This is a genomic window from Mongoliimonas terrestris (assembly GCF_001927285.1).
GTDB lineage: Bacteria > Pseudomonadota > Alphaproteobacteria > Rhizobiales > Pleomorphomonadaceae > Chthonobacter > Chthonobacter terrestris.
This window is the reverse complement of the sequence record NZ_MSIG01000001.1, coordinates 418,307-442,423: the sequence shown is the minus strand read 5'-3', so window position 1 is coordinate 442,423 and position 24,117 is coordinate 418,307. Positions and strand designations below refer to the sequence as shown.

The window sequence follows — 24,117 nt, the reverse complement described above, 5'->3', positions numbered from 1 at the left end:
GAGCGCACTCTGAAGGGAGGGACGGACGCGTCCGCGCCTTGTGGACAGGCTGGGGACGCCTTCGGGACGGCGGCGACCGGCGGGCCCGGAACGAACCGGGCGCGCCGCCGGAAACGGCGCCGTCAGACGAAGGGTTCCTTCAGCCTGCCGTAGCGGTGTTGATCGTAGAGCGCAAGGATGGCCGCGGCGGTCTCCTCGATGGACCGGCGGGTGACGTCGATCATCGGCCAGTCGTTCTCGCTGCAGAGCCGGCGCGAGTAGGCGATCTCGCGGGCGATCGCCTGCTTGTCCACGTAGGGCGTGTCCCGGTCGCCGGCATTGAGCGACAGCAGCCGGTTCTGGCGGATGTGCATGATGCGCTCGGGGCTGGCGATGAGGCCGACCACCAGCGGCCGGCGCGCCGCGATGATCTTCTCCGGCACCGGCACGCCGGGCACCAGCGGCATGTTGGTGGCGCGGATGCCGCGGTTGGCCAGATAGATGCTGGTCGGCGTCTTCGACGTGCGGCTGATGCCGACGAGCACGATGTCGGCCTCCTCGATGTCGTCCGGCAGCACGCCGTCATCGTGCATCATGGTGAAGTTGAGCGCGTCGATGCGGCGGAAATAGTCCGCGTCGAGGGCGTGCTGGGCGCCGGCCTTGCCGGTCGCCGGCAGGTTCAGGTAGCTGCGGAAGACGTCCACGATCGGGTCGAGCACGTTGAGGCAGGGGAGGGTGGCGTCGCGGCAGGCGGCCTCCAGCCGGTCGGCGATGTCGCGCTCCACCAGCGTGTAGAGGACGATGCCGGGCGAGGCCTCGATGTCGGCGATCACCCGCTCCAGATGGCGGGCGGAGCGGACGAGGGGGTAGACGTGCTCGATCGGCGCGATGCTCTCGTAGCGGGCCGCCGCCGCCCGGCCGACGGTGAGGAGGGTCTCGCCGGTGCTGTCGGAGACGAGATGGAGGTGGAAGTAGATGTGGCCGCGCTTCATGGGGTCTCCTCGGACGGCCTCACTCTGCCACGGCCCGCCGGACGGCGCGAGCCCGGGATCGGTCCCGAAGGGATAGGGACGGAGGGGCGCGTCCGACGGTTCGCCGGACGCCGGGAGGGCTGGATTCAGGGATGGATTCCAACGCTCTCGCCTTCGCCGGGCCGATCTTGTCCACCGGCCCCCGCGCCCGCCTGTCGACGGGTGGGGAGAAGACCGGCCGTCCGGGCCGGGCGGGCCGGGCCTCTCCCGGCGAGGGCCGAACCGTCAACAGAGCGTTAACGATCGCGGCAATCCCCGTGGCGGCTGTGGGCGACGGGGACCGGGTCCGGATCCGCGGAGGCGGCCTTTGCCGGTCGACTCCCGGTCCACAGGGCCGGGCCGGCGGCGGAACGCTCGATTCGGGCGCGAAACAGCGGCCCGGGGACCGGACCGTCCACAGCCCGGCGGGACGCGATCGATTCGGCTCCGATGGTCAACACCGCGTGTCGGCCGGCGGGACGGATTGTGGACGACCCGGCATCACTGGTATCCACCGACCTAATAGAAAGAGAAAAGAAAACTTCAGACTCTCTTTATCGATAGAAGAGGACGGCGCCCGTGGACCAGGATCGCGATCGACCGGAGGCCGGCGCGCCCGCCGCCCCCGCCCCCGCAGGCAAGGGCTTCGAGGGGACGGGCTTTGAAGACACGGGTGGGGCGTCCAGCGCCCGCACCGTGCTCCGGGTGCTCGACGGCGAGCGGATCTTCCCGCCGCCGATCTGGATGATGCGTCAGGCCGGCCGCTACCTGCCGGAGTACCGGGCCACCCGGGCGGAGGCCGGCGGCTTCCTCGACCTCTGCTACAGCCCGGCGTTCGCGACGGAAGTCACGCTGCAGCCGATCCGCCGCTTCGGCTTCGACGCCGCCATTCTGTTCTCCGACATCCTGGTGGTGCCGCACGCCCTCGGCCAGCACGTCTGGTTTGCCGAAGGGGAGGGTCCGCGGCTCGACCCGATCGACCTCGATCGGCTCGACGCCCTCGACCCCACGCGCCTCCTGGAGCGGCTGGCGCCGGTGCTGGACGCCGTCGCGTCGATCCGGGCGGCCCTCCCGGCCGAGACCACGCTCCTCGGCTTCTGCGGGGCGCCCTGGACGCTGGCGACCTACATTATCGCCGGCCGGGGCACGCCGGACCAGGGGCCGGCCCGCAAGGCCGCCCTCACCCATCCGGCTGCCATGGACCGGCTGATGGACGTGCTGGTGGAGGCCTCGGTGCGCTATCTGGTGGCGCAGCTCCAGGCCGGCGCCGACGCGGTGCAGATCTTCGACACCTGGGCGGGCGCCCTCGACGACGCGGGCTTCGAACGCTACGCGGTGGAACCGGTGGCGCGCATCGTGGCGGGCGTTCGGGCTCTGGTGCCGGGCGCGCGCATCATCGGCTTCCCGAAGGGCGCCTCGGCCCGCCTGCCGGACTATGTGCGGCGCACGAAGGTGACGGCGGTCGGGCTCGACTGGCAGACGCCGGCCGCCTTCGCCCGCGACCACGTGCAGCCGCTGGTGCCGGTGCAGGGCAACATGGACCCGCTTCGCCTGGTGGTCGGCGGGGAGGCGGTGGACCGGGGCGTCGACCAGGTGCTGGCGGCGCTCGGCGGCGGACCGCTGATCTTCAACCTCGGCCACGGCATCACGCCCGATGCCACGCCGGAGGCGGTCGCCCGCATGGTGGCGCGGGTGCGGGCGGGCGGCGCCGGCTGAGGCGCCCATCCTTCCGCTTTTTTCACCCAAAGCCCGCCGATGGCGGCGGCAAGGAGGATTTCGTGACGGATCTCTACGGCTGGCTGAAGGTCGGCCACCTGTTCGCGCTGATCGCCTGGATGGCGGCGCTCTTCTACCTGCCGCGCCTCTTCGTCTACCACGCCGACGCGCCGGCCGGGTCGCCCGCCTCGGAGACCTTCAAGGTGATGGAGCGGCGGCTCCTCAAGGCCATCATGACGCCGGCCATGATCGCCACCTGGGTGTTCGGCCTGGTGCTCGCCTGGCAGGGCGGCTGGTTCACCGACGGCTGGCTGCACGCCAAGATCCTGTTCGTGCTGCTCCTCTCTGGCTTCCACGGCGCCTGCGCGGCCTGGACCCGGGCCTTTGCCGAGGACCGCAACGTGAAACCGGGGCGCTTCTATCGGATCGCCAACGAGGTGCCGACGCTCCTTCTCCTCGTCATCCTGGTTCTGGTCGTCCTGAAGCCCTTCTGACGCCGGCCGGCCGTCGGACGCCGATGGCGCCGGCGGCCGCTTTGCCCCTGGGAGATCGGCGTCGATCCTGACGATTTCCCGGCGCGCCTCCCCTTGTGGCGGCCGTTCGAAGCAGCTATATCCGGCTGGACCTCATCCGATGTCGACGCGGCATTGACGCACTCTCCCCGGGTGCACGCCCACGCCGAGGCCCCTGACGCCACGATCCGGACGTGGCCGGTCGTCGGATCGCCGAAGACCTGTCCCCCGGACCCACGGCCCTTCCTCCCCGCCGTTCGAGCCTGCCGAGCAGCCCCGCCGACACCCCTTCCCCTTTCCTTGCCGACCCGACCGGGATTGTTCTCAAAGCCCGCCGTCGCACCCTCACACCAGACACGAGACGAGCCTTCATGGCGGAGATGAAACTCCAGGATCTGAAGAAGAAGACCCCGACCGAGCTCCTGGCGGTCGCGGAAGAACTCGAGGTGGAAAATGCCTCCACCATGCGCAAGCAGGAACTGCTGTTCGCAATCCTGAAGCAGTTGGCGGCGCAGGACACGGACATCATCGGCGAGGGCGTGGTGGAAGTGCTGCAGGACGGCTTCGGCTTCCTGCGCTCGCCGGACGCCAACTATCTGCCGGGTCCGGACGACATCTACATCTCGCCGTCGCAGATCCGCCGCTTCTCGCTGCGCACCGGCGACACGGTGGAAGGCCAGATCCGCAGCCCGAAGGACGGCGAACGCTATTTCGCGCTCCTGAAGGTCAACACGGTCAACTTCGAGGACCCGGACAAGGCTCGCCACAAGGTCCACTTCGACAACCTGACCCCCCTCTATCCGGACGATCGCTTCCGCATGGAGGTGGAGGGCCATGTGGGCAAGGACTTCTCCGCCCGCATCATCGACATTGTGGCGCCGCTCGGCAAAGGCCAGCGCGCCCTGATCGTGGCGCCGCCGCGCACCGGCAAGACGGTGCTGTTGCAGAACATCGCCCACTCCATCACGGCCAACCATCCGGAATGCTATCTCATCGTGCTCTTGATCGACGAGCGGCCGGAGGAAGTGACCGACATGCAGCGGTCGGTGCGCGGCGAGGTGGTGTCGTCCACCTTCGACGAGCCGGCGGTGCGCCACGTGCAGGTGGCCGAGATGGTGATCGAGAAGGCCAAGCGCCTCGTCGAGCACGGCCGCGACGTGGTGATCCTCCTCGACAGCATCACCCGCCTGGGGCGCGCCTACAACACCGTGGTGCCGTCCTCCGGCAAGGTGCTGACCGGCGGCGTGGACGCCAACGCTCTGCAGCGGCCGAAGCGCTTCTTCGGCGCGGCCCGCAACATCGAGCAGGGCGGCTCGCTGACCATCATCGCCACGGCGCTGATCGACACCGGCAGCCGCATGGACGAGGTGATCTTCGAGGAGTTCAAGGGCACCGGCAATTCGGAGATCATCCTGGACCGGAAGATCTCGGACAAGCGCGTGTTCCCGGCCATCGACATCCAGCGCTCCGGCACCCGCAAGGAGGACCTGTTGGTGCCGCCGGACAAGCTGAAGAAGACCTTCGTGCTCCGCCGCATCCTGAACCCCATGGGCACCACGGACGCGACCGAGTTCCTGATCGACAAGCTGCGCCAGACCCGTACCAACGGCGACTTCTTCGACAGCATGAACACCTGAGGCACGCCTCGGATTCACGTGAAACAGCAAGAGGCCGTCCGGGCGACCGGGCGGCCTCTTGCTGTTTGAGGGACAGGCGGTGATGGATCTGGACGGGTCCGCGCTTCCTGTGTTTCACGTGAATCGCGTCGAGGGCCAGTTGGATGGCGGCGGCGACTTGGGCGCGGTCCCGGCGCGTCCGGGTCGATGATCGGAATGACCGACCGTGGCGCGCGTCGCGCACAAGGGAGACCAGACGGTGACCGACAGCCAAGCGCCGACGCTCTACGCGCTCTCCTCCGGACGGGGTCCGGCGGGGGTGGCGGTGATCCGTATGTCCGGTCCGGCGGTCCGGTCGGCGCTTCAGGCCGTGTTCGGGCGCGTGCCGGCGCCCCGCGCGGCGGCCTATGGGGCCCTGCGCGACGCGGACGGGTCGATCCTCGATCGGGGGCTGGTGCTCTTCTTCCCCGCCCCGCGGAGCTTCACGGGCGACGACGTGGCGGAGTTTCAGGTGCATGGCGGGCGCGCCGTGGTGGCGGCCCTGCTGCGACGGCTGGGTGGCCTGCCCGGTCTGGTGGCCGCGCCGGCCGGCGCCTTCACCCGGCGGGCCTTCGAGAATGGCCGGATGGACCTGACAGCCGTGGAGGGCCTCGCCGATCTGGTGCAGGCGGAAACGGAGGCGCAGCGCCGGCAGGCGCTTCGGCTTGCCGAAGGCGCGTTCGGCCAGGGGGCGATGCGCTGGCGGGCCGACCTGCTGGCGGCGCGGGCGGCTGTGGAGGCCGATCTCGACTTCGCCGAGGAGGAGGATGTGCCGGGGTCCGTTGCCGACGACGGGCTCGCGCGGGTCACCGCGGTGCGGGCCGAGATGGAGCGGGTGTTGGCGGACGGCGGACGGGGCGAGCGGATCCGCGACGGGTTCCAGGTGGTGGTCATGGGGCCGCCGAACGCCGGCAAGTCCAGCCTCGTGAACCATCTGGCGGGGCGAGAGGTGGCAATCGTCACGGAAGTGCCGGGAACGACGCGGGACGTGCTGGAGGTGCACCTGGACCTTGAAGGCCTGCCGGTGGTGCTGGTGGATACGGCGGGGCTGCGGGACAGCGACGACCGGGTGGAGCAGGAAGGCGTGCGGCGGGCGCGGTCGCGGGCGGGTGTCGCGGACGTGATTCTGTGGCTGGATCCCGACGGGGGGGCGCCGCCGTCAGACCTTTTGGCGGGAGTGGGTGTGCGGCCGGAAGGAGGCGACCCGGGTAATGGCGGGGTGCCGGTGATTGCGGTGCGCTCGCAGGCGGATCAATTAGGCGCGATCGAGTCGGATCCGAACCGGTTGGCGGTGAGCAGTCGAACAGGGTTTGGCATCGACGGTCTGCTGGACGCGATCGCAAGGGTTCTCCAGTCCAAGTCGGCCGAGCCGTCGCTGATCGCACAGGAGCGTCAGCGGGTGTGCGTGGCCGAAGCGGTCGAGGCGCTTCTGCGGGCGGAGGACGCTTGCGCGCCGCTGGAGGTGCGGGCGGACGAGATCCGCCGGGCGTCGCAGGCCTTGGGGCGGTTGGTGGGCCAGGTGGACGTCGAGGAAGTCCTGGGGGCGATCTTTGCCAATTTCTGCATCGGTAAATAACCGGTGCAGGCCTGTGGACGTTTCACGTGAAACACTCCACAGGCTGTGGACAAGGTTTCCGATCGGTCGATTCGGATCCAATCCGATGGCGTTCCGGCGCGCTCTCCGCCGCGTCCATACCGACCTCAGCGCTTTGACCTTCGGCCGCTTTGCCTGTAGAAAATGCCGCAATGGCGCGCCGGTCGCGCCCTCTCCTTTTCCGGATCGGACCCATGTCTTCTCCCTCCTATGACGTGGTCGTCATCGGCGGCGGCCACGCGGGCGTCGAGGCGGCGCACGCCGCCGCCCGGCTCGGCGCCCGGACGGCGCTCGTCACCCACCGGTTCGACACGGTGGGCGTCATGTCCTGCAATCCGGCCATCGGCGGGCTCGGCAAGGGTCACCTGGTGCGGGAGGTGGACGCGCTCGACGGCCTGATGGGCCGGGTGGCGGACGCGGCCGGCATCCAGTTTCGCCTGCTCAATCGGCGGAAGGGTCCGGCGGTGCGCGGCCCGCGCGCCCAGGCCGACCGGTCGCTCTACCGGGCGGCCATGCAGGCGGCGATCCGCGACCGCGCCGGGCTCGACGTGATCGAGGGCGAGGCGGACGATCTGGTGGTGGCGGACGGTCGGGTCGCCGCGGTGGCGATGGCGGACGGGTGCCGGATCCGGACCGGGGCTGTGGTGCTGACCACCGGCACCTTCCTCGGCGGGCTCATCCACATGGGCGACCGCACCATTCCGGCCGGCCGGGTGGGCGAGGCGCCGGCCTACGGGCTGACGCGGACGCTGGCGCGGCTGAAGGTGCCGCTCGGCCGGCTGAAGACCGGAACCCCGGCGCGGCTCGACGGGCGGACGATCGACTGGGCGTCGCTGGAGATGCAGCCGGGCGACGAGACGCCGGAGCCCTTCTCCACGCTGACGACCGCGATCACCACGCCGCAGATCGCCTGCGGGGTGACGCGCACCACGGACGCCACCCACCGGGTGATCCGCGACAACATCCACCGCTCGGCCATGTATTCCGGCCGGATCGAGAGCCGCGGCCCGCGCTACTGCCCGTCCATCGAGGACAAGATCGTCCGCTTCGGCGACCGGGACGGGCACCAGATCTTCCTGGAGCCGGAGGGGCTCGATACGCCGGTGGTCTACCCGAACGGCATCTCCACCTCCTTGCCGGAGAGCGTGCAGGCGGACTTCATGCGCACCATTCCGGGGCTGGAGCGGGCGGTGATCCTGCAGCCGGGCTATGCCATCGAGTACGACCACGTGGACCCGCGCGCCCTCTTCGCCACCCTGGAGGCGAAGGCGCTGCCGGGCCTCTTCCTCGCCGGCCAAATCAACGGGACGACCGGCTACGAGGAGGCGGCGGCGCAAGGGCTGGTGGCGGGGCTGAACGCGGCCCGGCGGGCGGGCGGGGCGGACGGCGTGGTGTTCGACCGGTCGGAGGCCTATCTCGGCGTGATGATCGACGACCTCGTCACCAAGGGCATCACCGAGCCCTACCGCATGTTCACCTCGCGGGCGGAGTATCGCCTGACGCTCCGCGCCGACAACGCGGACCAGCGGCTGACCGGCCGGGGCATCGCCCTCGGGCTCGTGGGGGAGACGCGCGCGGCCGCCTTCGGGGCGAAGATGGCGGCGCTCGATGCCGCGCGGGATCTTGCCCGCGGCCTGACGATCACGCCGAGCCGCGCGGCCGACCACGGGCTGACCCTCAACCAGGACGGCCAGCGGCGAAGCGCCTACGACCTCCTCGCCTATCCGGACGTGACGCTGGAGCGGTTGGCGGCGATCTGGCCGGCGCTCGACGGCATTCCGCCGCCGGTACGCGAGGCGCTGTCGATCGAGGCGCTCTACGCGGTCTATCTCGGCCGCCAGGAGGCCGATATCGCGGCCTTCCGGCGCGACGAGAGCCTCCGCATCCCGGCGGACTTCGACTACGGCGCCGTGCCGGGTCTTTCCAACGAGGTGCGGCAGAAACTCGCCGCGACCCGGCCGGCGACCCTCGGCCAGGCCGCGCGGGTGGACGGGGTGACGCCGGCGGCCGTGACGCTGCTGCTCGCCCATGTGCGGAAGGCGGCGGCGGGGCGCGAGCCGGACGGCACGGCGGACGACGCCGCGCCCTCGCGGGGTGTGGCATGACGGCGGAGGACGCGGCGGGCCTTGCGGCCGTGGAGGCGATCGTGCCGCTGACGGCCGTCGCCCGCGACCGGCTCGTCGCGTACGTGGGCCTCGTCCGCCGCTGGCAGCCGGCCAAGAACCTGATCGCGCCGTCCACGCTGCCGGACATCTGGCGCCGCCATGTGGCCGACGGCGCGCAGGCGCATCTCGCCGCGCCGGACGCCGACCGGTGGGTGGACCTCGGCTCCGGGGCGGGCTTCCCGGGGCTCGTCACGGCCATCCTGATCGCCGAGCGGCCGGGCTCGCGCGTGACGCTGGTGGAATCCAACGGTCGCAAGGGCGCCTTCCTCCAGACCGTGATCCGCGAGCTCGGCCTGCCGGCCAAGGTGGTGGTGGCGCGAATCGAGTCGGCGGCGGAACGAATCGACGGTCCCGTGGAGGCGGTCTCGGCGCGGGCGCTGGCGGCGCTCGACGCGCTTCTCGGCCTCGCCGAACCCTGGCTTTCGGCCGGTGCGCGGGGTGTTTTCCACAAAGGACGGGATTTTGAATCCGAAGTTAACGCAGCCGTTCATTCCTGGACGTTCGATCTGCTAGAACATCAGAGCCGGATCGAACCGGACGGGCGGATCGCCGTGCTGACGCACGTGCGCCGCCGCGCCGGGGATTGATGCGGAGACGAAACGTCCCGGCGGCCGGGGACGAGAGGCCATCCATGACCACTGATCATCCGCGTGTCCTGGCGCTTGCCAACCAGAAGGGCGGCGTCGGCAAGACGACCACCGCCATCAATCTCGGAACCGCCCTGGCGGCGATCGGCGAAGAAGTGCTCATCGTCGATCTCGACCCGCAGGGCAACGCCTCCACGGGCCTCGGCATCGACCGCAAGGCCCGCGACGTCTCCACCTACGACGTCCTCGTCGGGGACGCGCGCCTCGACGAGGCGCTGGTGGAGACCGTGGTGCCCCGGCTGACCGTGGCGCCCTCCACCCTCGACAATCTCGGCGTGGAGCTGGAGATCGCCCGTGAAGGCGACCGCGCCTTCCGCCTGCGCCACGCCATCAAGGCGCACACGGAGCGGGCGCTTGCCGACACCACCGGCACGATGAAGCGCTTCACCTACATCCTGGTGGACTGCCCGCCGTCCCTGAACCTTCTGACCGTCAACGCCATGTCGGCGGCCAACTCCATCCTGGTGCCGCTCCAGTGCGAGTTCTTTGCTCTGGAGGGTCTCAGCCAGCTGCTCCAGACGGTGGAGCAGGTGAAGCGCTCGCTGAACCCGGACCTCACCATCCACGGCATCGTCTTGACCATGTACGACAGCCGCAACAACCTCTCCGGCCAGGTGGTGAGCGACGTGCGCTCGCACATGGGCGAGACGGTCTACGAGACCATCATCCCGCGCAATGTGCGGGTGTCCGAAGCGCCGTCCTACGGCAAGCCGGCGCTTCTCTACGACCTGAAGTGCAGCGGCAGCCAGGCCTACCTGAAGCTCGCCTCCGAGATCATCCAGCGGGAACGCCGCCTCCGGGCCGCCAACGCGGCCTGACGACCGGCTTCCCGCAACGGTTTGGACCAGAAGAGACCCCCCTATGACGATGACGGACGAAACCGGACGGCGGCGTCTCGGGCGCGGGCTGGCAGCGCTGATCGGCGATGCGAGCTCCGAGTTCGAGGTGGTGGAGCGGGTTCGCGGCACCCGCAAGGTGCCCATCGACCTGATCAAGGCCAACCCGAAGAATCCGCGCCGGCTGTTCCGCGAGGAGGAGCTCGACGAGCTGGCCGGTTCAATCCGCCAGCACGGCGTGATCCAGCCGGTGGTGGTCCGCCCGGCCGCGGGGAGCGGCAACTACTACGAGCTGATCGCCGGCGAACGGCGCTGGCGGGCGGCCCAGAAGGCCGGCATCCACGAAATCCCCGTCGTCATCCACGAGGTGAACGACAAGGAGGCGCTGGAGATCGCCATCATCGAGAACGTGCAGCGGCAGGACCTCAACCCGCTGGAAGAAGCCTACGGCTACGACCAGCTGATCGCCGACTTCGCCTACACGCAGAACGATCTCGCCCAGGTGATCGGCAAGAGCCGCAGCCACGTGGCCAACACGCTGCGTCTCCTGAAGCTGCCCGAACCCGTGCGCCAGTATCTGATCGATGGTCAGTTGACCGCCGGCCATGCCCGCGCGCTCGTCTCGGCGCCGGATCCGGAAGGCCTCGCCCGCAAGATCGTGGACGAGGGCCTGACGGTCCGCTCCGCCGAAAGCCTCGCCCAGTCGACGATGGTGGAGACGAAGGGTCGGGCCAAGGCGCCGAAGCCGGAGAAGGACGCCGACACCAAGGCGCTGGAGCAGCAGATCCTCGACGCGCTCGGCCTCAAGGTGGAGATCAGCCACAAGCCGAACGGCTCCGGCGAGGTGCGGATCCGGTACCAGAGCCTGGAGCAGCTGGAAGAGGTGACCCGGCGGCTGATCGGCGGGTAAGGGCCGGTTGGGGAGTAGCAAGGGGGAACGGCCCGCCGGGAGGTGGGCCGTTTTGCGTTGGGGGGTGGGGGGAGATCAATGCGTGGGTGGTCCGCCTGCGCGGATCATGACGGCAACGAGGTCGCGGGATTTCGGCAAACCGGCTCGTCTCGCTCCACCGTCGTCATGATCCGCGGAGGCGGACCACCCACGCTTTCCTTAGCGCCGGGCAACCCCGCTACCGGTCGCGGCCCTTGGCCTGGTGGGCGACGCGGGCGAGGGTAATGAGGGTGTCGCCGACGATTTCGCGGGCAAGGACCGGGTTGAGGCGGGCGTCGCGGACGGTGTCGGCGACGAGCGCGAGGGCGCGCTCCAGGCGGGCGGCGGTCCAGAGGCGGAGGGCGGCGGCGACCTTGCCCTTCCGCTTGAAGAAGAGCGGCGGCCGGAGGCCGTCCACCACGTCCTCGGGTCGGCGGCCGCCGTCCACGTCGCCGCGGGCATCGTCGAGCATCTGGAAGGTGCGAAGGGCGGTCTGGGCGATGGTGCCCGCCTCCACGCCCTCGTGGGCGGCCCGGGTGAGCGCCGCCACCAGACCGGGCAGATCGCCGGTCGCGGCGTGGTCCACCACCTCGTCGGCGCCGATGCCGGAGCTGTCGCCGATCAGCGCCTCCACGTCGTCGAGGGTGATGCGGTCGCGGCCGAGCGCGTAAAGGCAGAGCTTCTGAACCTCGCCCCGGGTGACCAGCCGGTCGCCGCCGAGATGGGCGAGGAGGGCGGCGCGGGCGTCCGCGTCGATGGCAAGGCCCGCCTCGCGGGTCTCCTGCTCGATCAGCCGGCCGATGGCGGCGTCGTCGTCCACGTAGCAGGGCAAGGCGTAGGCGGTCTTGTCGCGCTCGAAGAGGGTCCGGAGGGCGTGGCTCTTCTTCAGGTCGCCCGCCTCCAGCACCACGACCGTCTCGGCCGGCGGCGTCTTCATCAGGGCGGTCACCGCCGTGGCGACGGTCGGGCGCGATCCGGCTTCCCGGATCAGGATGGCGCGCCGGCCGCCGAACATGGAGACCGCGTAGGCCTCGTCGGCAAGCCGGCTCGGGTCCTGGGCGATCTGGGCGGCGTCCAGCCGGATCAGCGAGAAGGGGTCGGCCGCGTCCGCGCTCTTGGCGGCGATCGCGGCGGCGCGCTCGGCGACGAGGCCGCTGTCCGGGCCGTAGACGAGGTAGAAGCCGACGCCCGCCGGGGGGCGGGCGACGATCCGGTCGATGTCCTGGGCCTTGGGGGCGACCATGGGCCGTCAGGTGCCCGAGGCGGTCGGGGGTGCGGGCGGGGGTGCGGTGGCGAGGACCGCGGCGAGGCGCGTGCGGATGTCCTCGGCGGCGGCCTTGGCGGCGCGGTCCTCCGCGTCGCGCTCGGCCCGGAGGTTGGCGAAGCGCTGGGACGAGAAGTCGTAGGACGCGGTGGTGTAGGTGGTGCCGGTGGTGACGACCCGCCCGGTGCGCGTCTCCGTCAGGGTATAGGAGGCGGTGACGGCGATGAGGTTCGCCGTCGGCACGTCCTCGAACTCCTGGATGGCGAGCTCGGACTTGCGGCTGGTCACGATCAGCCGCAGCCGGTAGCGCGGGTCGGTGAGCGCGGCGCCGCCCCGCAGGGCGAAGATCAGCTCGTTGACGAGGCTCTGGCCGAGCCGGTCGCGAAGCGGCTCGATGCCGATCGCGGAAAGTTCGGCGACGACCGTGCTGTCGGCTCCGGCGCCCGTCGCCGTGGGGGCGTAGAGCGGCCGGACCTGGCAGCCGGAAACGGCGACCGCAAGGCCGAGGAGGATGGCGGCCGTCCGCCGTCCGGCGGGGCGGGCGGGACCTTGGTCAGGCGACGACATTGACGATCCTCTGGGGCACGACGATGACCTTTCGCGGCGGCTTGCCGTCGAGCGCCTTGATGACGGCCTCGAGCGCGAGGGCGGCGGCCTCCACCGTGGCGGCGTCCGCGTCCCGGGGAACGGTGACGTCGGCGCGCTTCTTGCCGTTCACCTGCACGGGCAGCGTCAGCTCGTCCTCCACGAGGAGCGACGGGTCGACCGCCGGCCAGGGGGTGTTGGCGACGAGGCCGTCGCGGCCGAGCGCCTGCCAGCACTCCTCGGCCAGATGCGGCGTCATCGGCGCCATCACCTGGACGAGGATGCCGAGCGCCTCGCGGAAGGCGGCCGTGAAGCTGGCGTCGGCGGCAAAGCGCGGCTTGTCGTTGGCGAAGGCGGAGCCGAGCGTGTTGACGAGCTCGTAGATCTTGGCGAGTGCCACGTTGAAGCGCAGGCCCTCGATCGCCTCGTCCACGGCCGCGAGCGCCTTGTGGGCGGCCTTCAGGATGGCGGTCGCCTCGGCGCTCGGCGCCCCGGCGGGGGACGCGGCCGGCAGGTCGCGGGCGGCTTCGGTGACGAGGCGCCAGACCCGCTGCAAGAAGCGGTTGGTGCCCTGCGCGCCCGCGTCGGTCCACTCCACGTCCCGTTCCGGCGGCGAGTCCGACAGCATGAACCAGCGGGCCGTGTCGGCGCCGTAGCTCTCGATGATGTCGGTCGGGTCCACGGTGTTCTTCTTGGACTTCGACATCTTCTCGATCGACCCGATGACGACCGGCGCGCCGGTCGTCGCCAGGAAGGCCTTGCGGCCGTCGTCCGTCTCCTCGAAGCGCACGTCCGCCGGCGACACCCAGGCGCCGTCCGGACCGCGGTAGGTCTCGTGCACCACCATGCCCTGGGTGAAGAGGCCGCGGAACGGCTCGTCGAGGTTCACATGGCCGGTCGCCCGCATGGCGCGGGTGAAGAAGCGCGAATAGAGGAGGTGCAGGATGGCGTGCTCGATGCCGCCGATATACTGGTCCACCGGCAGCCAAGCGTCGGCCACCGCCGGGATGGTCGGATCGTCCGCGTCCGGGGCGGTGAAGCGGGCGAAGTACCAGGAGCTGTCCACGAAGGTGTCCATGGTGTCCGTCTCCCGCCGGGCGGGCTCGCGGCAGGCGGGGCAGGCCACGTGGCGCCAGGTGGGATGCCGGTCGAGCGGGTTGCCCGGACGGTCGAACTCCACGTCGTCCGGCAGCGCGACCGGCAGGTCGGCCTTCGGCACCGGCACCACGCCGCAGGTCTCGCAGTGGATGACCGGGATGGGGCAGCCCCAGTAGCGCTGGCGCGAGATGCCCCAGTCGCGCAGGCGATAGTTCACCTGGCGCGCGGCGGCGGGCGCTCCGTCGAGGGTGACGGCCTCCAGCCGGCGGGCGACGGCCTCCTTGGCCTCGCCGACCGAGAGGCCGTCGAGGAAGGCGGAGTTGACGATGCGGCCGTCGTCGAGGAAGGGCGCGTCGGCGACCGAGAAGCCGGCCGCATCGACCCCCTCCGGCACCACCACGGGGTGAATGGGCAGGCCGTACTTGGACGCGAAGTCGTGGTCGCGCTGGTCGTGGGCCGGGCAGCCGAAGAGGGCGCCGGTGCCGTAGTCCATCAGCACGAAGTTGGCCACATAGACCGGGTGCATGTCCCCGGTGAACGGGTGCACGACCTTGAGGCCGGTGTCGAAGCCCTTCTTCTCCGCCGTCTCCAGGGCGGCGACGGAGGTGCCCATGCGGTGGCACTCGTCCACGAAGGCGGCGAGATCCGGGTTGTCGGCGGCGAGCATCTTCGTCACCGGATGGTCCGGCGAGAGGGCGAGGAAGCTCATGCCGAACAGCGTGTCCGGCCGGGTGGTGAAGACCTCCACGGTGCGGGCGCTCTCCGGCGCGCCGTTGCCGGCGAGCGCGAAGCGGATCCGCAGGCCCTCCGAGCGGCCGATCCAGTTGCGCTGCATGGTGCGCACCTTCTCCGGCCAGCGGTCGAGGCCGTCGAGCGCGGTGAGGAGATCCTCCGCGTAGTCGGTGATCTTCAGGAACCACTGGGTCAGCTCGCGCTGCTCCACAAGGGCGCCGGAGCGCCAGCCGCGGCCGTCGATCACCTGCTCGTTGGCGAGCACGGTCATGTCCACCGGGTCCCAGTTCACCTTGGACTGGCGGCGGGTGACAAGGCCGGCGGCGAGGAAATCCAGGAAGAGGTGCTGCTGGCGGGTGTAGTATTCCACGTCGCAGGTGGCGAACTCGCGGCTCCAGTCGAGCGACAGGCCCATGGACTGCAGCTGGCCGCGCATGGTGGCGATGTTCTGGTAGGTCCAGCTCTTCGGATGGACCTTGTTCTGCATGGCGGCGTTCTCGGCCGGCATGCCGAAGGCGTCCCAGCCCATGGGATGCAGGACGTTGAAACCCTTGGCGCGCTTGAAGCGGGCCACCACGTCGCCCATGGAATAGTTGCGCACGTGGCCCATGTGGATGCGCCCGGACGGATAGGGGAACATCTCAAGGACGTAGTATTTCGGCCGCGGGTCGTCGTTCGGCGTCTGGTAGACCTTGCCTTCGGTCCACACGGTCTGCCAGCGGGCTTCCGCCTCGCGGGCGTTGTAGCGCTCGGTCGCCATGGGTTCGCTTCGTACGTCCTGGTCAGTGGGATGCCGGGTTCCGCGCCGGTGCGGCGGCCCCGGTCATGGCCTGCCCGGCCATGAACCCGCGCATGAGAGGGTGCCAGACCATCACCAGAAATGCACTGGCCGGTCAATGCCGCAGAGCCGCTGCGACCGGCTGAAGAGCCGGTGCGACAGGCTGAAGACCCGCTGCGACAGGCCGAGACTTGACAGCGGGTGACCCGGCCGGGTCAGGTCGGCGGACGCTTGAGGAGTTCCCATGTCATCCGCCGCCGCCCTCGCCGCCATCAAGGACCGCATCGCCACCGCCGAACGGGATGCCGGCCGGCCGGCCGGGAGCGTGACGCTGATCGCCGTGTCGAAGACCTTCGGGGTGGAGGAGATCCGCCCGGTGATCGCGGCCGGGCAGAGGGTGTTCGGTGAGAACCGGGTGCAGGAGGCGGACGCCAAGTTTCCGATCCTCCGCGCCGAGACACCGGGCCTCGAAGTGCACCTGATCGGGCCGCTGCAGTCCAACAAGGCGCGCGAGGCGGTGGCCCTCTTCGACGTGATCCACACGGTGGACCGGGACAAGATCGCCGCGGCGCTCGCCAGCGAGATGGCCCGCCAGGACCGCCGGCCGCGGCTCTTCGTCCAGGTCAACACCGGCGAGGAGGCCCAGAAGGCCGGCATCGCGCCGGCCGAGGCGGTCGCCTTCGTGGAGCGCTGCCGGACGGTGCACGGGCTCGCCATCGAGGGGCTGATGTGCATCCCGCCGGTGGACGACAATCCCTCGCTCCACTTCGCGCTCCTCGACGAGCTCGCCGCGCGGGCCGGCGTTCCAGGCCGGTCCATGGGCATGTCGGCGGACTTCGAGACGGCGATCCGCCACGGCGCCACCCACGTGCGGGTGGGCAGCGCCATCTTCGGCGGGCGACCCTCCCAGGCCTGACGGGTCGGACGGGGTCCCGGAGCAGCTTTAGAAAGTCGGGCTCAGAAGAGTTTGGGGCCGTAGGTGACGAGGAGGCCGAGGGCGGCCGAGGCGCCGAGGGTGACGGCAAGGCCGGCCTTCACCTGGAACACCAGGACGGCGGCGACGAGGGCAAGGCCGAGAGCCGTGACGTCGAGGCTGGCCGGGTCGGGCACCGTCAGGGCGAGCGGGCCGACGGCCACCGTCTCCACCCGGGTGAAGAGCACGTTGAGAGTGAACCAGACCGTGAGGTTGAGGATCACGCCGGTGACCGCCGCCGTCACCGCCGAGAGCGCGGCGCCGAGCCGGGGCGAGGCGAGGATGCGCTCCACGTGGGGGGCGCCGACGAAGATCCACAGGAAGGACGGCACGAAGGTGACCCAGGCGGTGACGAGCGCGCCGAGGAGCCCGCCGACCGTCGGATCGAGCCCGCCGGGTTCGCGGAAGCCGGCGAGATAGCCGATGAAGACGAGCACCAGCACCAGCGGACCGGGGGTCGTCTCCGCCATGGCGAGGGCGTCCAGCATCTCCGGCGCGGTGAGCCAGCCGTAGGTTTCGACCGCCGCCTGGGCCACGTAGGCGAGCGCCGCATAGGCGCCGCCGAAGGTGACGACGGCGAGCGAGGAGAAGAAGGCGCCGAGCCGGGCGAAGGTGCCGTCGAGGCCGGTGACCAGCGCGACGAGGACCGGCAGAAAGGCCCAGACGGCGATCCAGGTGGCGGCGGTCGCGACCGTGCCGGCGGCGCCCCGCGGGCGCGGCGGATCCCCGGTGTCGAGGGCGCGGGGCGTGCCCCGGCCGGCCACGGCGCCGATCAGCGCGGCGGCGAGGATGACCAGCGGAAACGGAATCCGGAAGACGAAGATGGCCAGGAAGGCGGCGGCCGCAAGGCCGAGGGCGAGCCGCGTGGTGAGTGCCCGCCGGCCGATCCGGATCAGCGCCTCCACCACGATGGCGAGCACGGCGGCCTTGAGGCCGAGGAAGAGCGCCTCCACCAGCGGCGTCTCGCCGACCGCGGCGTAGACGGCGGCGATGGCCGTGATGAGCACGAAGCCGGGCAGGAGGAAGAGCGTGCCGGCGACGAGGCCGCCACGCACCCCGTGCAGGTGCCAGCCCACGTAGGTGGCGAGCTGCTGGGCCTCGGGGCCGGGCAGCAGCATGCAGTAGTTGAGCGCGGCGAGGTAGCGCCGCTCGGTGAGCCAGCCGCGCTCGTCGACGATCATGCGGTGCATGAGGGCGATCTGTCCGGCCGGACCGCCGAAGCCGAGGAGGCCGACGCGGGCGAACACGCCGGCAAGGGCGCCGAGCGTCGGCGGCGGGGCGAGCGGGACGGCGGACGGCGGAGCGGCGACGGTCATCGGGCGGGCGGCATCCGGTTAGGGCGGCGCGCGGATGGTATGCCATCGGACGTGACGGCACGATAGGGCGCGCGGCGCGGACCTTCGTCAGCTGGCGGGACGGGCGGCGGCGAGCGCCGCGTCGATCGCCGGCATCAGCCGGTTGGCGAGGCTGTCCGGATCGAGCGGACCCACGTGCTTGTAGGCGATGGTGCCGTCGGCCCCGACCACGAAGGTCTCCGGCACACCATAGACCCCCCAGTCGATGCCGACCCGGCCGCTCTGGTCGGCACCGACGGCCGAGAAGGGGTTGCCGAGGGCGTTGAGGAAGCGCGTCGCGTTGGCCGGGCTGTCCTTGTAGTTGAGGCCGACGAGGCGGAACCGGTCGTCCGCCGCCAGATCCATCAGGAGCGGGTGCTCGGCCCGGCAGGGGCCGCACCAGGAGGCCCAGACGTTGACCACGGTGACGCCGCCGGAAAGGTCTGCGGCGGCGAGCCCCGGAACCGGCTCACCGCCGGCGGTGAGCCCGTCCACCGGCGGCAGCGTGAAGGCCGGCACCGGCTGGCCGATGAGGGCCGAAGGCAGCTGGGACGGATCGCCCGCGTAGAGGCGCACGTAGAAGAGCGTGGCGAGCGCCGCGAAGAGGAGGACCGGCAGAAAGGCCCAGATCGGGATCGAGCGCCGGGGGGTGGCCGGCGGGGTCCCGTTGTCGGCGGCGGTCGGGGACGGCTCGCGCGGCGGGCTCATGCGGCGCCCTCCGGATCGAGGGTCCGGGCGGCGGAGCGGCGGCGGACGCCGCGGGACTCCAACGCCGCGAGCTGCCGCTTCTGCGCGCCGTGATCGACGAGAACCCAGGCGATCAGGCCGGCGATCACCAGGGCGGTCAGCCCGTAGGAGGCGACGATGAAGCCCGCGTGGGGGCCGAGGAGATCGGTCAGCATCAGCGGGCGCCTCCGGCGGTGACGAGGCCGATGGCGCGCACCCGCCGGCGGAGCACCTCGTTGCGCATGGCGAGCAGGTGGAGCGTGAGCATCAGGAGCGTGAAGGCGAGCGCCATGACCAGAAGCGGCGTCAGCATGGAGCCGTCGATGGTCGGCCCGTCCATGCGGAAGACGGACGCCGGCTGGTGCAGGGTGTTCCACCAGTCGACCGAGAACTTGATGATGGGGAGGTTCACCGAGCCGACCAGGATGAGCACGGCGGCCGGGCGGGCGGCGCGGCTCGGGTCCTCGATGGTGCGCCAGAGGGCGATCAGGCCGAGATACATGATGAAGAGGACGAGCACGGACGTCAGCCGGGCGTCCCACACCCACCAGGTGCCCCACATGGGCTTGCCCCAGAGCGAGCCGGTGACGAGGGCGAGGAAGGTGAAGGCGGCGCCGATGGGGGCGGCCGCCTTGGCGCTGACGTCGGCGAGCGGGTGGCGCCAGACGAGCGTGCCGAGGGCGGAGACCGTCATCAGGCCGTAGGTGAACATGGAGAGCCACGCGGCGGGCACGTGGATGTACATGATCTTCACCGTCTCGCCCTGCTGGTAGTCGGCGGGCGACTGGGCCGTGAGCACGAGCCCGACGGCGAAGAGCACCGCCGTCAACCCGGCGAGCCAGGGCACGGCCCGGTCCACGAGACCGAGGAAGCGGGTGGGGTTGGCGAGGGCGGTGATCGAGAGGGCCATGGTGATCTATCTAGTCCGGCTCCCATTTCGGCGCAATGAAGGGCGACCACCTGGGCGGATTTTCGGCGGCCGCCTGCGGCGAACCGCCTCTCCATCCGGTGTTCGCCAGACCCGCCATGTCGCGCTATGGAGGCCGGCTCAGTCGAGACCGCCGCGGAGCGCCGCCGCCGCCGCGATCGGTCCGGTGACGGCCGCCACCAGGGAAACGGCGCAGAGGAGATAGAAGGGCGTGTGGAAGGCCGCCGGGTCGAACTGCACGGCGGTGGAGGCGGAGACGCCGAAGATCAGCACCGGGATGCAGAAGGGCAGGATCAGGATGGGCACCAGGAGCCCGCCCCGGCGGAGCGACACGGTGAGGCCCGCCCCGATGGAGCCGAGGAAGGTGAGCGCCGGCGTGCCGACGAGGAGCGTCAGCATGGTCGAGCCGATGGTCTCCGGCGTCATGGCGAGGAAAAGCGAGAAGAGCGGCGCCGCGAGCACCAGCGGCAGGCCGGTCGCCGTCCAGTGGGCGAGCGCCTTGACGAGCGCCACCAGTTCCAGCGGCTGGCCGGAGCCGGCGATGAGGTCGAGGGCGCCGTCGTCCCGGTCGGCCTCGAACAGGCGGTCGAGGCCGAGGAGCGTGGCAAGGAGCGCGCCGATCCACAGCACGGCCGGGCCGAGGCGGGAGAGAAGGTTGAGGTCCGGCCCGACCGCGAACGGAATGACGGAGACCACGATCAGGAAGAAGAGCACGCCCATGAGGGCGCCGCCGCCGACGCGGACGGCGAGCCGCACCTCGCGCACATAAAGGGCCAGCATGGCGCTCATGGCCGGGGCACCCGGGCGGGCGCGGCGGGCGGGATTTCCGGCTGGTCCGGATCGAAGCCCGCGTCGACGTCGGCGGGGGTGAGGGCCAGCCGGCGGGCGCCGGAAAGGGGCAGCGCCAGGTGGGTGGCGGCAAGAAGCGAGCCGCCGGCGGCCAGATGCGCCGCCATCAGGGCGAGGAGGGTCGCCTCCGAGGCGGCGTCGAGGGCGGCGGTCGGCTCGTCCAGGAGCCAGATCGGCCGGCGCACCGCGATCAGCCGGGCGATGGCGAGCCGGCGGCGCTGGCCGGCGGAGAGATAGGCGGCGGGCAGGTCGGACAGATCGAGAAGGCCGACCCGGTCGAGGGCCGCGTCGACCTCGAGGCCGGGATCGCCGAGGAAGCGGCGCCAGAAGGCGAGGTTTTCCGCGACCGTCAGGGCCGTCTTCAGCGCGTCCCGGTGGCCGAGATAGTGGCAGCGCGGCGCCACCTCGTCCGGCTCCTCCACGTCCGGCCCCTCCAGGCGGATGCGCCCCGCCTCCGGCCGCACGAGGCCGAAGAGGGCGCGGATCAGCGTCGACTTGCCGACGCCGTTCGGCCCGGTGAGGAGCAGGGCCTCGCCGGGGCCGAGCGTCAGGCCGACCCCGTCGAGCACGCGCCGGCCGCCGCGCTCCACCACCAGGTCGTCGACGACGAGGCGGACCGGCGGCAGCGGCCGGAAGCGCGGAGCGGGACCGGTGACGGGATCGGGTTCGGGGCGCGGGGGCAAGGAGCGGAGCGGTCCTTTTCGGTCCTGGTTCGGTCCAGGTGCGATCGTGGCGACGCACGGCCGGAACGGCCTTGCGCGAGCCTTGCCGCGCTGCATCAGGAGTCCGATTTAGAGTCTTTCGTCATCCTAGTCACGTGCTACGAATATCTCTATAACGCCCGCGAGTTCATGGAGGGTCGCGTCCTGGCCCTTACGTAAACGTCAATCAAATCCGCCCTGACGGCACGCATGCACCGCGAAAAACGCGGGGCTGGCCGGTGGAGCGGACCGGCAGGTGCGGCGTGCCCGCCTTCGGGCGCCCGTCCCCACCGTTCCCCTTCGCGGTCGATGCCGTCCCAACAACGAGGGACCTACCGCCGATGTCGTCGCTCGACAGCTTTCACTGCCGCAAGGAGCTGACCGTAGGAGACAAGACCTACGTCACCTTCAGCCTGACCGAAGCCGAGAAGAACGGCCTTGCCGGCATTTCCCGGCTGCCCTTCTCGCTGAAGGTGCTGCTTGAGAACCTCCTGCGGTTCGAGGACGGCCGCACCGTGACGGCGGACGACATCCGCGCGGTGGCCGAGTGGATGGTGACCCGCAAGTCCACCCGCGAGATCGCCTTCCGGCCGGCCCGGGTGCTGATGCAGGACTTCACCGGCGTGCCGGCGGTGGTCGACCTCGCCGCCATGCGCGACGCCATGACGGCCCTCGGCGGCGACCCGCAGAAGATCAACCCCCTGGTGCCCGTCGACCTCGTCATCGACCACTCGGTGATCGTCGACGAGTTCGGCACTCCGAAGGCGTTCGACCGCAACGTGGAGCTGGAATACGAGCGCAACGGCGAGCGCTACCGCTTCCTGCGTTGGGGCGCCCAGGCGTTCGACAACTTCCGCGTGGTGCCGCCCGGCACCGGCATCTGCCACCAGGTGAACCTGGAATACCTGGCGCAGACCGTCTGGACCCGCATGGAGGACGGCGCGGAGGTCGCCTATCCGGACACGCTCGTCGGCACCGACAGCCACACCACCATGGTGAACGGCATGGCGGTGCTCGGCTGGGGCGTCGGCGGCATCGAGGCGGAGGCCGCCATGCTGGGCCAGCCCCTCTCCATGCTGATCCCGGAAGTGGTCGGCTTCAAGCTGACCGGCAAGCTGAAGGAGGGCGTGACGGCGACCGACCTGGTGCTGACCGTCACCGAGATGCTGCGCAAGCACGGCGTGGTCGGCCGGTTCGTGGAGTTCTACGGCCCCGGCATCGCCAACATGAGCCTTGAGGACCGCGCCACCATCGGCAACATGGCGCCGGAGTATGGCGCCACCTGCGGCTTCTTCCCGACCGACGCGGAGACCGTGCGCTTCCTCGCCGACACCAACCGCGACCCGGCCCGGGTGGCGCTTGTGGAGGCCTATGCCAAGGCCCAGGGTCTGTGGCTGACGCCGGACGCGGAAGACCCGGTGTTCACCTCCACCCTCGCCCTCGACCTCGGCGACGTGGAGCCGTCGCTGGCCGGCCCGAAGCGGCCGCAGGACCGGGTGCTTCTGAAGGAGGCCAAGGCCGGCTTCCTGAAGAGCCTGGAGACCGAGTTCAAGAAGACCGACGCCGCCGAGCGCAGCCTCGTCGCCGGCACCGACTTCGACCTCGGCCACGGCGACGTGGTGATCGCGGCGATCACCTCCTGCACCAACACCTCCAACCCGAGCGTGATGATCGGCGCGGGCCTTCTCGCCCGCAACGCGGTCGCCAAGGGCCTCACCTCCAAGCCGTGGGTGAAGACCTCCCTGGCGCCGGGGTCCCAGGTGGTGGCCGAGTATCTGGAGAAGGCCGGCCTGCAGGGCGACCTCGACGCGCTCGGCTTCAACCTCGTCGGCTTCGGCTGCACCACCTGCATCGGCAACTCCGGCCCGCTGCCGGAGGCGATCTCCAAGACCATCAACGCCGCCGACCTGGTGGCCGCGGCGGTGCTCTCGGGCAACCGCAACTTCGAGGGCCGCGTGAACCCGGACGTGCGGGCGAACTACCTCGCCTCGCCGCCGCTGGTGGTCGCCTACGCGCTCGCCGGCTCCATGCAGATCGACCTTGCCACCGAGCCGCTCGGCACGGGTTCGGACGGCCAGCCGGTCTATCTGAAGGACATCTGGCCCTCCTCCAAGGAGATCGCCGAGTTCATCCGGCAGAACGTCACCAAGGAGATCTTCGAGAAGAAGTACGCGGACGTCTTCAAGGGCGACGCCAACTGGCAGGCCATCTCGGTGGCGGCCGGTCTCACCTATGCGTGGGACGAGGGCTCGACCTATGTGCAGAACCCGCCCTACTTCGTCGGCATGGGCCGCAAGCCCGGCGACGTGAGCGACATCCACGGCGCGCGCGTGCTCGGTCTCTTCCTCGATTCGATCACCACCGACCACATCTCGCCGGCCGGCTCCATCAAGGCGGCGAGCCCGGCGGGCAAGTATCTGGTCGACAACGGCGTCAAGCCGGCGGACTTCAACCAGTACGGCACCCGGCGCGGCAACCACGAAGTCATGATGCGCGGCACCTTCGCCAACATCCGCATCAAGAACCAGATGGTGCCGGGCGTGGAAGGCGGCGTGACGGTGCACTATCCGGACGCGACCCAGCTGCCGATCTACGACGCCGCCATGACGTACAAGGACGAGGGCGTGCCGCTGGTCGTCTTCGCCGGCAAGGAATACGGCACCGGCTCGTCCCGCGACTGGGCGGCGAAGGGCACCTATCTTCTTGGCGTGAAGGCCGTGATCGCCCAGTCGTTCGAGCGCATCCACCGGTCCAACCTCGTCGGCATGGGCATCGTGCCGCTGACCTTCAAGGACGGCGAGAGCTGGCAGACCCTCGGCCTCAAGGGCGACGAGACCGTCACCATCCGGGGCATCGAGACCGTGAAGCCGCGCGAGATGCTGACGGCGGAGATCACGTTCGCGGACGGGTCGACCAAGTCGGTCCAGCTCCTCTGCCGCATCGATACGCTGGACGAGCTCGACTACTTCAAGAACGGCGGCATCCTGCAATACGTGCTGCGCAGCCTCGCCGCCTGAGGCAAGGCTCGCCGAGCGATCGCGACGAACGACACCGGCCGGCGGGGCGACCCGCCGGCCGGTGTCGTTTCCGGTGCGGATCCTGGCCGG

Annotated in this window: 20 protein-coding genes; 10 read left to right on the top strand and 10 right to left on the bottom strand. The window is 70.7% G+C overall.

Annotated features, from left to right (window positions below; all coding sequences use genetic code 11):
* Positions 1 to 122 precede the first annotated feature (122 nt).
* Positions 123 to 971 carry a pyruvate, water dikinase regulatory protein gene (locus tag BUQ68_RS01840; RefSeq protein ID WP_075214209.1) on the bottom strand — a complete coding sequence of 283 codons (849 nt, stop codon included), beginning with the start codon at positions 969 to 971 and terminating at the stop codon, positions 123 to 125.
* A 762-nt stretch (positions 972 to 1,733) separates the two neighbouring features.
* Between BUQ68_RS01840 and hemE the strand changes: the two genes are divergently transcribed.
* From hemE to BUQ68_RS01800, 8 genes are all read left to right on the top strand, one after another.
* Positions 1,734 to 2,705: a uroporphyrinogen decarboxylase gene (gene hemE, locus BUQ68_RS01835; RefSeq protein WP_245293142.1), complete on the top strand. Its 972-nt coding sequence runs from the start codon at positions 1,734 to 1,736 to the stop codon at positions 2,703 to 2,705.
* A 62-nt stretch (positions 2,706 to 2,767) separates the two neighbouring features.
* Positions 2,768 to 3,199 (top strand): protoporphyrinogen oxidase HemJ, encoded by a 432-nt coding sequence (hemJ, locus tag BUQ68_RS01830; protein WP_075214208.1) that lies wholly within the window; start codon positions 2,768 to 2,770, stop codon positions 3,197 to 3,199.
* Between the two features lie 389 nt (positions 3,200 to 3,588).
* Complete coding sequence (rho, locus tag BUQ68_RS01825; protein WP_075214207.1) at positions 3,589 to 4,854, top strand: transcription termination factor Rho; 1,266 nt, start codon at positions 3,589 to 3,591, stop codon at positions 4,852 to 4,854.
* Positions 4,855 to 5,092: 238 nt separating this feature from the next.
* Entirely contained in the window at positions 5,093 to 6,448 is a 1,356-nt protein-coding gene (mnmE, locus tag BUQ68_RS01820) for a tRNA uridine-5-carboxymethylaminomethyl(34) synthesis GTPase MnmE (RefSeq protein WP_075214357.1), read from the top strand.
* 212 nt (positions 6,449 to 6,660) lie between these two features.
* Entirely contained in the window at positions 6,661 to 8,571 is a 1,911-nt protein-coding gene (gene mnmG / locus BUQ68_RS01815) for a tRNA uridine-5-carboxymethylaminomethyl(34) synthesis enzyme MnmG (protein WP_075214206.1), read from the top strand.
* Positions 8,568 to 9,218 (top strand): 16S rRNA (guanine(527)-N(7))-methyltransferase RsmG, encoded by a 651-nt coding sequence (gene rsmG, locus BUQ68_RS01810; RefSeq protein ID WP_075214205.1) that lies wholly within the window; start codon positions 8,568 to 8,570, stop codon positions 9,216 to 9,218. The genes mnmG and rsmG overlap by 4 nt, the downstream gene beginning before the upstream one ends.
* A gap of 44 nt (positions 9,219 to 9,262) precedes the next feature.
* Positions 9,263 to 10,096 carry a ParA family protein gene (locus BUQ68_RS01805; protein WP_075214204.1) on the top strand — a complete coding sequence of 278 codons (834 nt, stop codon included), beginning with the start codon at positions 9,263 to 9,265 and terminating at the stop codon, positions 10,094 to 10,096.
* A 43-nt stretch (positions 10,097 to 10,139) separates the two neighbouring features.
* Positions 10,140 to 11,024: a ParB/RepB/Spo0J family partition protein gene (locus BUQ68_RS01800; protein WP_075214203.1), complete on the top strand. Its 885-nt coding sequence runs from the start codon at positions 10,140 to 10,142 to the stop codon at positions 11,022 to 11,024.
* Between the two features lie 217 nt (positions 11,025 to 11,241).
* Here BUQ68_RS01800 and holA read toward each other — a convergent pair whose 3' ends face one another.
* The 3 genes from holA to leuS are packed head-to-tail and all read right to left on the bottom strand — an operon-like array spanning position 11,242 to position 15,481.
* The gene (holA, locus tag BUQ68_RS01795) at positions 11,242 to 12,285 is read right to left on the bottom strand and encodes a DNA polymerase III subunit delta (protein WP_075214202.1); all 1,044 of its coding nucleotides are present in this window, start codon (positions 12,283 to 12,285) and stop codon (positions 11,242 to 11,244) included.
* A 6-nt stretch (positions 12,286 to 12,291) separates the two neighbouring features.
* The gene (lptE, locus tag BUQ68_RS01790; protein ID WP_075214201.1) at positions 12,292 to 12,873 is read right to left on the bottom strand and encodes an LPS assembly lipoprotein LptE; all 582 of its coding nucleotides are present in this window, start codon (positions 12,871 to 12,873) and stop codon (positions 12,292 to 12,294) included.
* The gene (gene leuS / locus BUQ68_RS01785) at positions 12,860 to 15,481 is read right to left on the bottom strand and encodes a leucine--tRNA ligase (RefSeq protein WP_075214200.1); all 2,622 of its coding nucleotides are present in this window, start codon (positions 15,479 to 15,481) and stop codon (positions 12,860 to 12,862) included. Before leuS ends, lptE begins: the two co-directional genes overlap by 14 nt.
* A gap of 262 nt (positions 15,482 to 15,743) precedes the next feature.
* On the opposite strand from leuS, the gene BUQ68_RS01780 reads away from it, so the two are divergent.
* On the top strand, positions 15,744 to 16,415 hold the full coding sequence (locus tag BUQ68_RS01780) for a YggS family pyridoxal phosphate-dependent enzyme (RefSeq protein WP_075214199.1): 672 nt from the start codon (positions 15,744 to 15,746) through the stop codon (positions 16,413 to 16,415).
* A gap of 41 nt (positions 16,416 to 16,456) precedes the next feature.
* Here BUQ68_RS01780 and chrA read toward each other — a convergent pair whose 3' ends face one another.
* The 6 genes from chrA to ccmA all read right to left on the bottom strand — a co-directional run bounded on the left by chrA (position 16,457) and on the right by ccmA (position 20,992).
* Entirely contained in the window at positions 16,457 to 17,788 is a 1,332-nt protein-coding gene (gene chrA / locus BUQ68_RS01775; RefSeq protein ID WP_075214198.1) for a chromate efflux transporter, read from the bottom strand.
* 87 nt (positions 17,789 to 17,875) lie between these two features.
* A complete protein-coding gene (locus tag BUQ68_RS01770; protein WP_075214197.1) occupies positions 17,876 to 18,514 on the bottom strand; it encodes a DsbE family thiol:disulfide interchange protein in 639 nt (212 codons plus the stop codon).
* Positions 18,511 to 18,708 carry a heme exporter protein CcmD gene (gene ccmD, locus BUQ68_RS01765; protein WP_075214196.1) on the bottom strand — a complete coding sequence of 66 codons (198 nt, stop codon included), beginning with the start codon at positions 18,706 to 18,708 and terminating at the stop codon, positions 18,511 to 18,513. The genes BUQ68_RS01770 and ccmD overlap by 4 nt, the downstream gene beginning before the upstream one ends.
* Positions 18,708 to 19,442 (bottom strand): heme ABC transporter permease, encoded by a 735-nt coding sequence (locus BUQ68_RS01760; RefSeq protein WP_075214195.1) that lies wholly within the window; start codon positions 19,440 to 19,442, stop codon positions 18,708 to 18,710. The genes ccmD and BUQ68_RS01760 overlap by 1 nt, the downstream gene beginning before the upstream one ends.
* A 138-nt stretch (positions 19,443 to 19,580) precedes the next feature.
* A complete protein-coding gene (ccmB, locus tag BUQ68_RS01755; protein WP_075214194.1) occupies positions 19,581 to 20,240 on the bottom strand; it encodes a heme exporter protein CcmB in 660 nt (219 codons plus the stop codon).
* A 5-nt stretch (positions 20,241 to 20,245) separates the two neighbouring features.
* Positions 20,246 to 20,992, bottom strand: coding sequence for a heme ABC exporter ATP-binding protein CcmA (gene ccmA / locus BUQ68_RS01750; protein WP_075214193.1), 747 nt, complete (start codon positions 20,990 to 20,992; stop codon positions 20,246 to 20,248).
* 359 nt (positions 20,993 to 21,351) lie between these two features.
* Between ccmA and acnA the strand changes: the two genes are divergently transcribed.
* Entirely contained in the window at positions 21,352 to 24,027 is a 2,676-nt protein-coding gene (acnA, locus tag BUQ68_RS01745) for an aconitate hydratase AcnA (RefSeq protein WP_075214192.1), read from the top strand.
* The last annotated feature ends 90 nt before the right edge of the window (positions 24,028 to 24,117 follow it).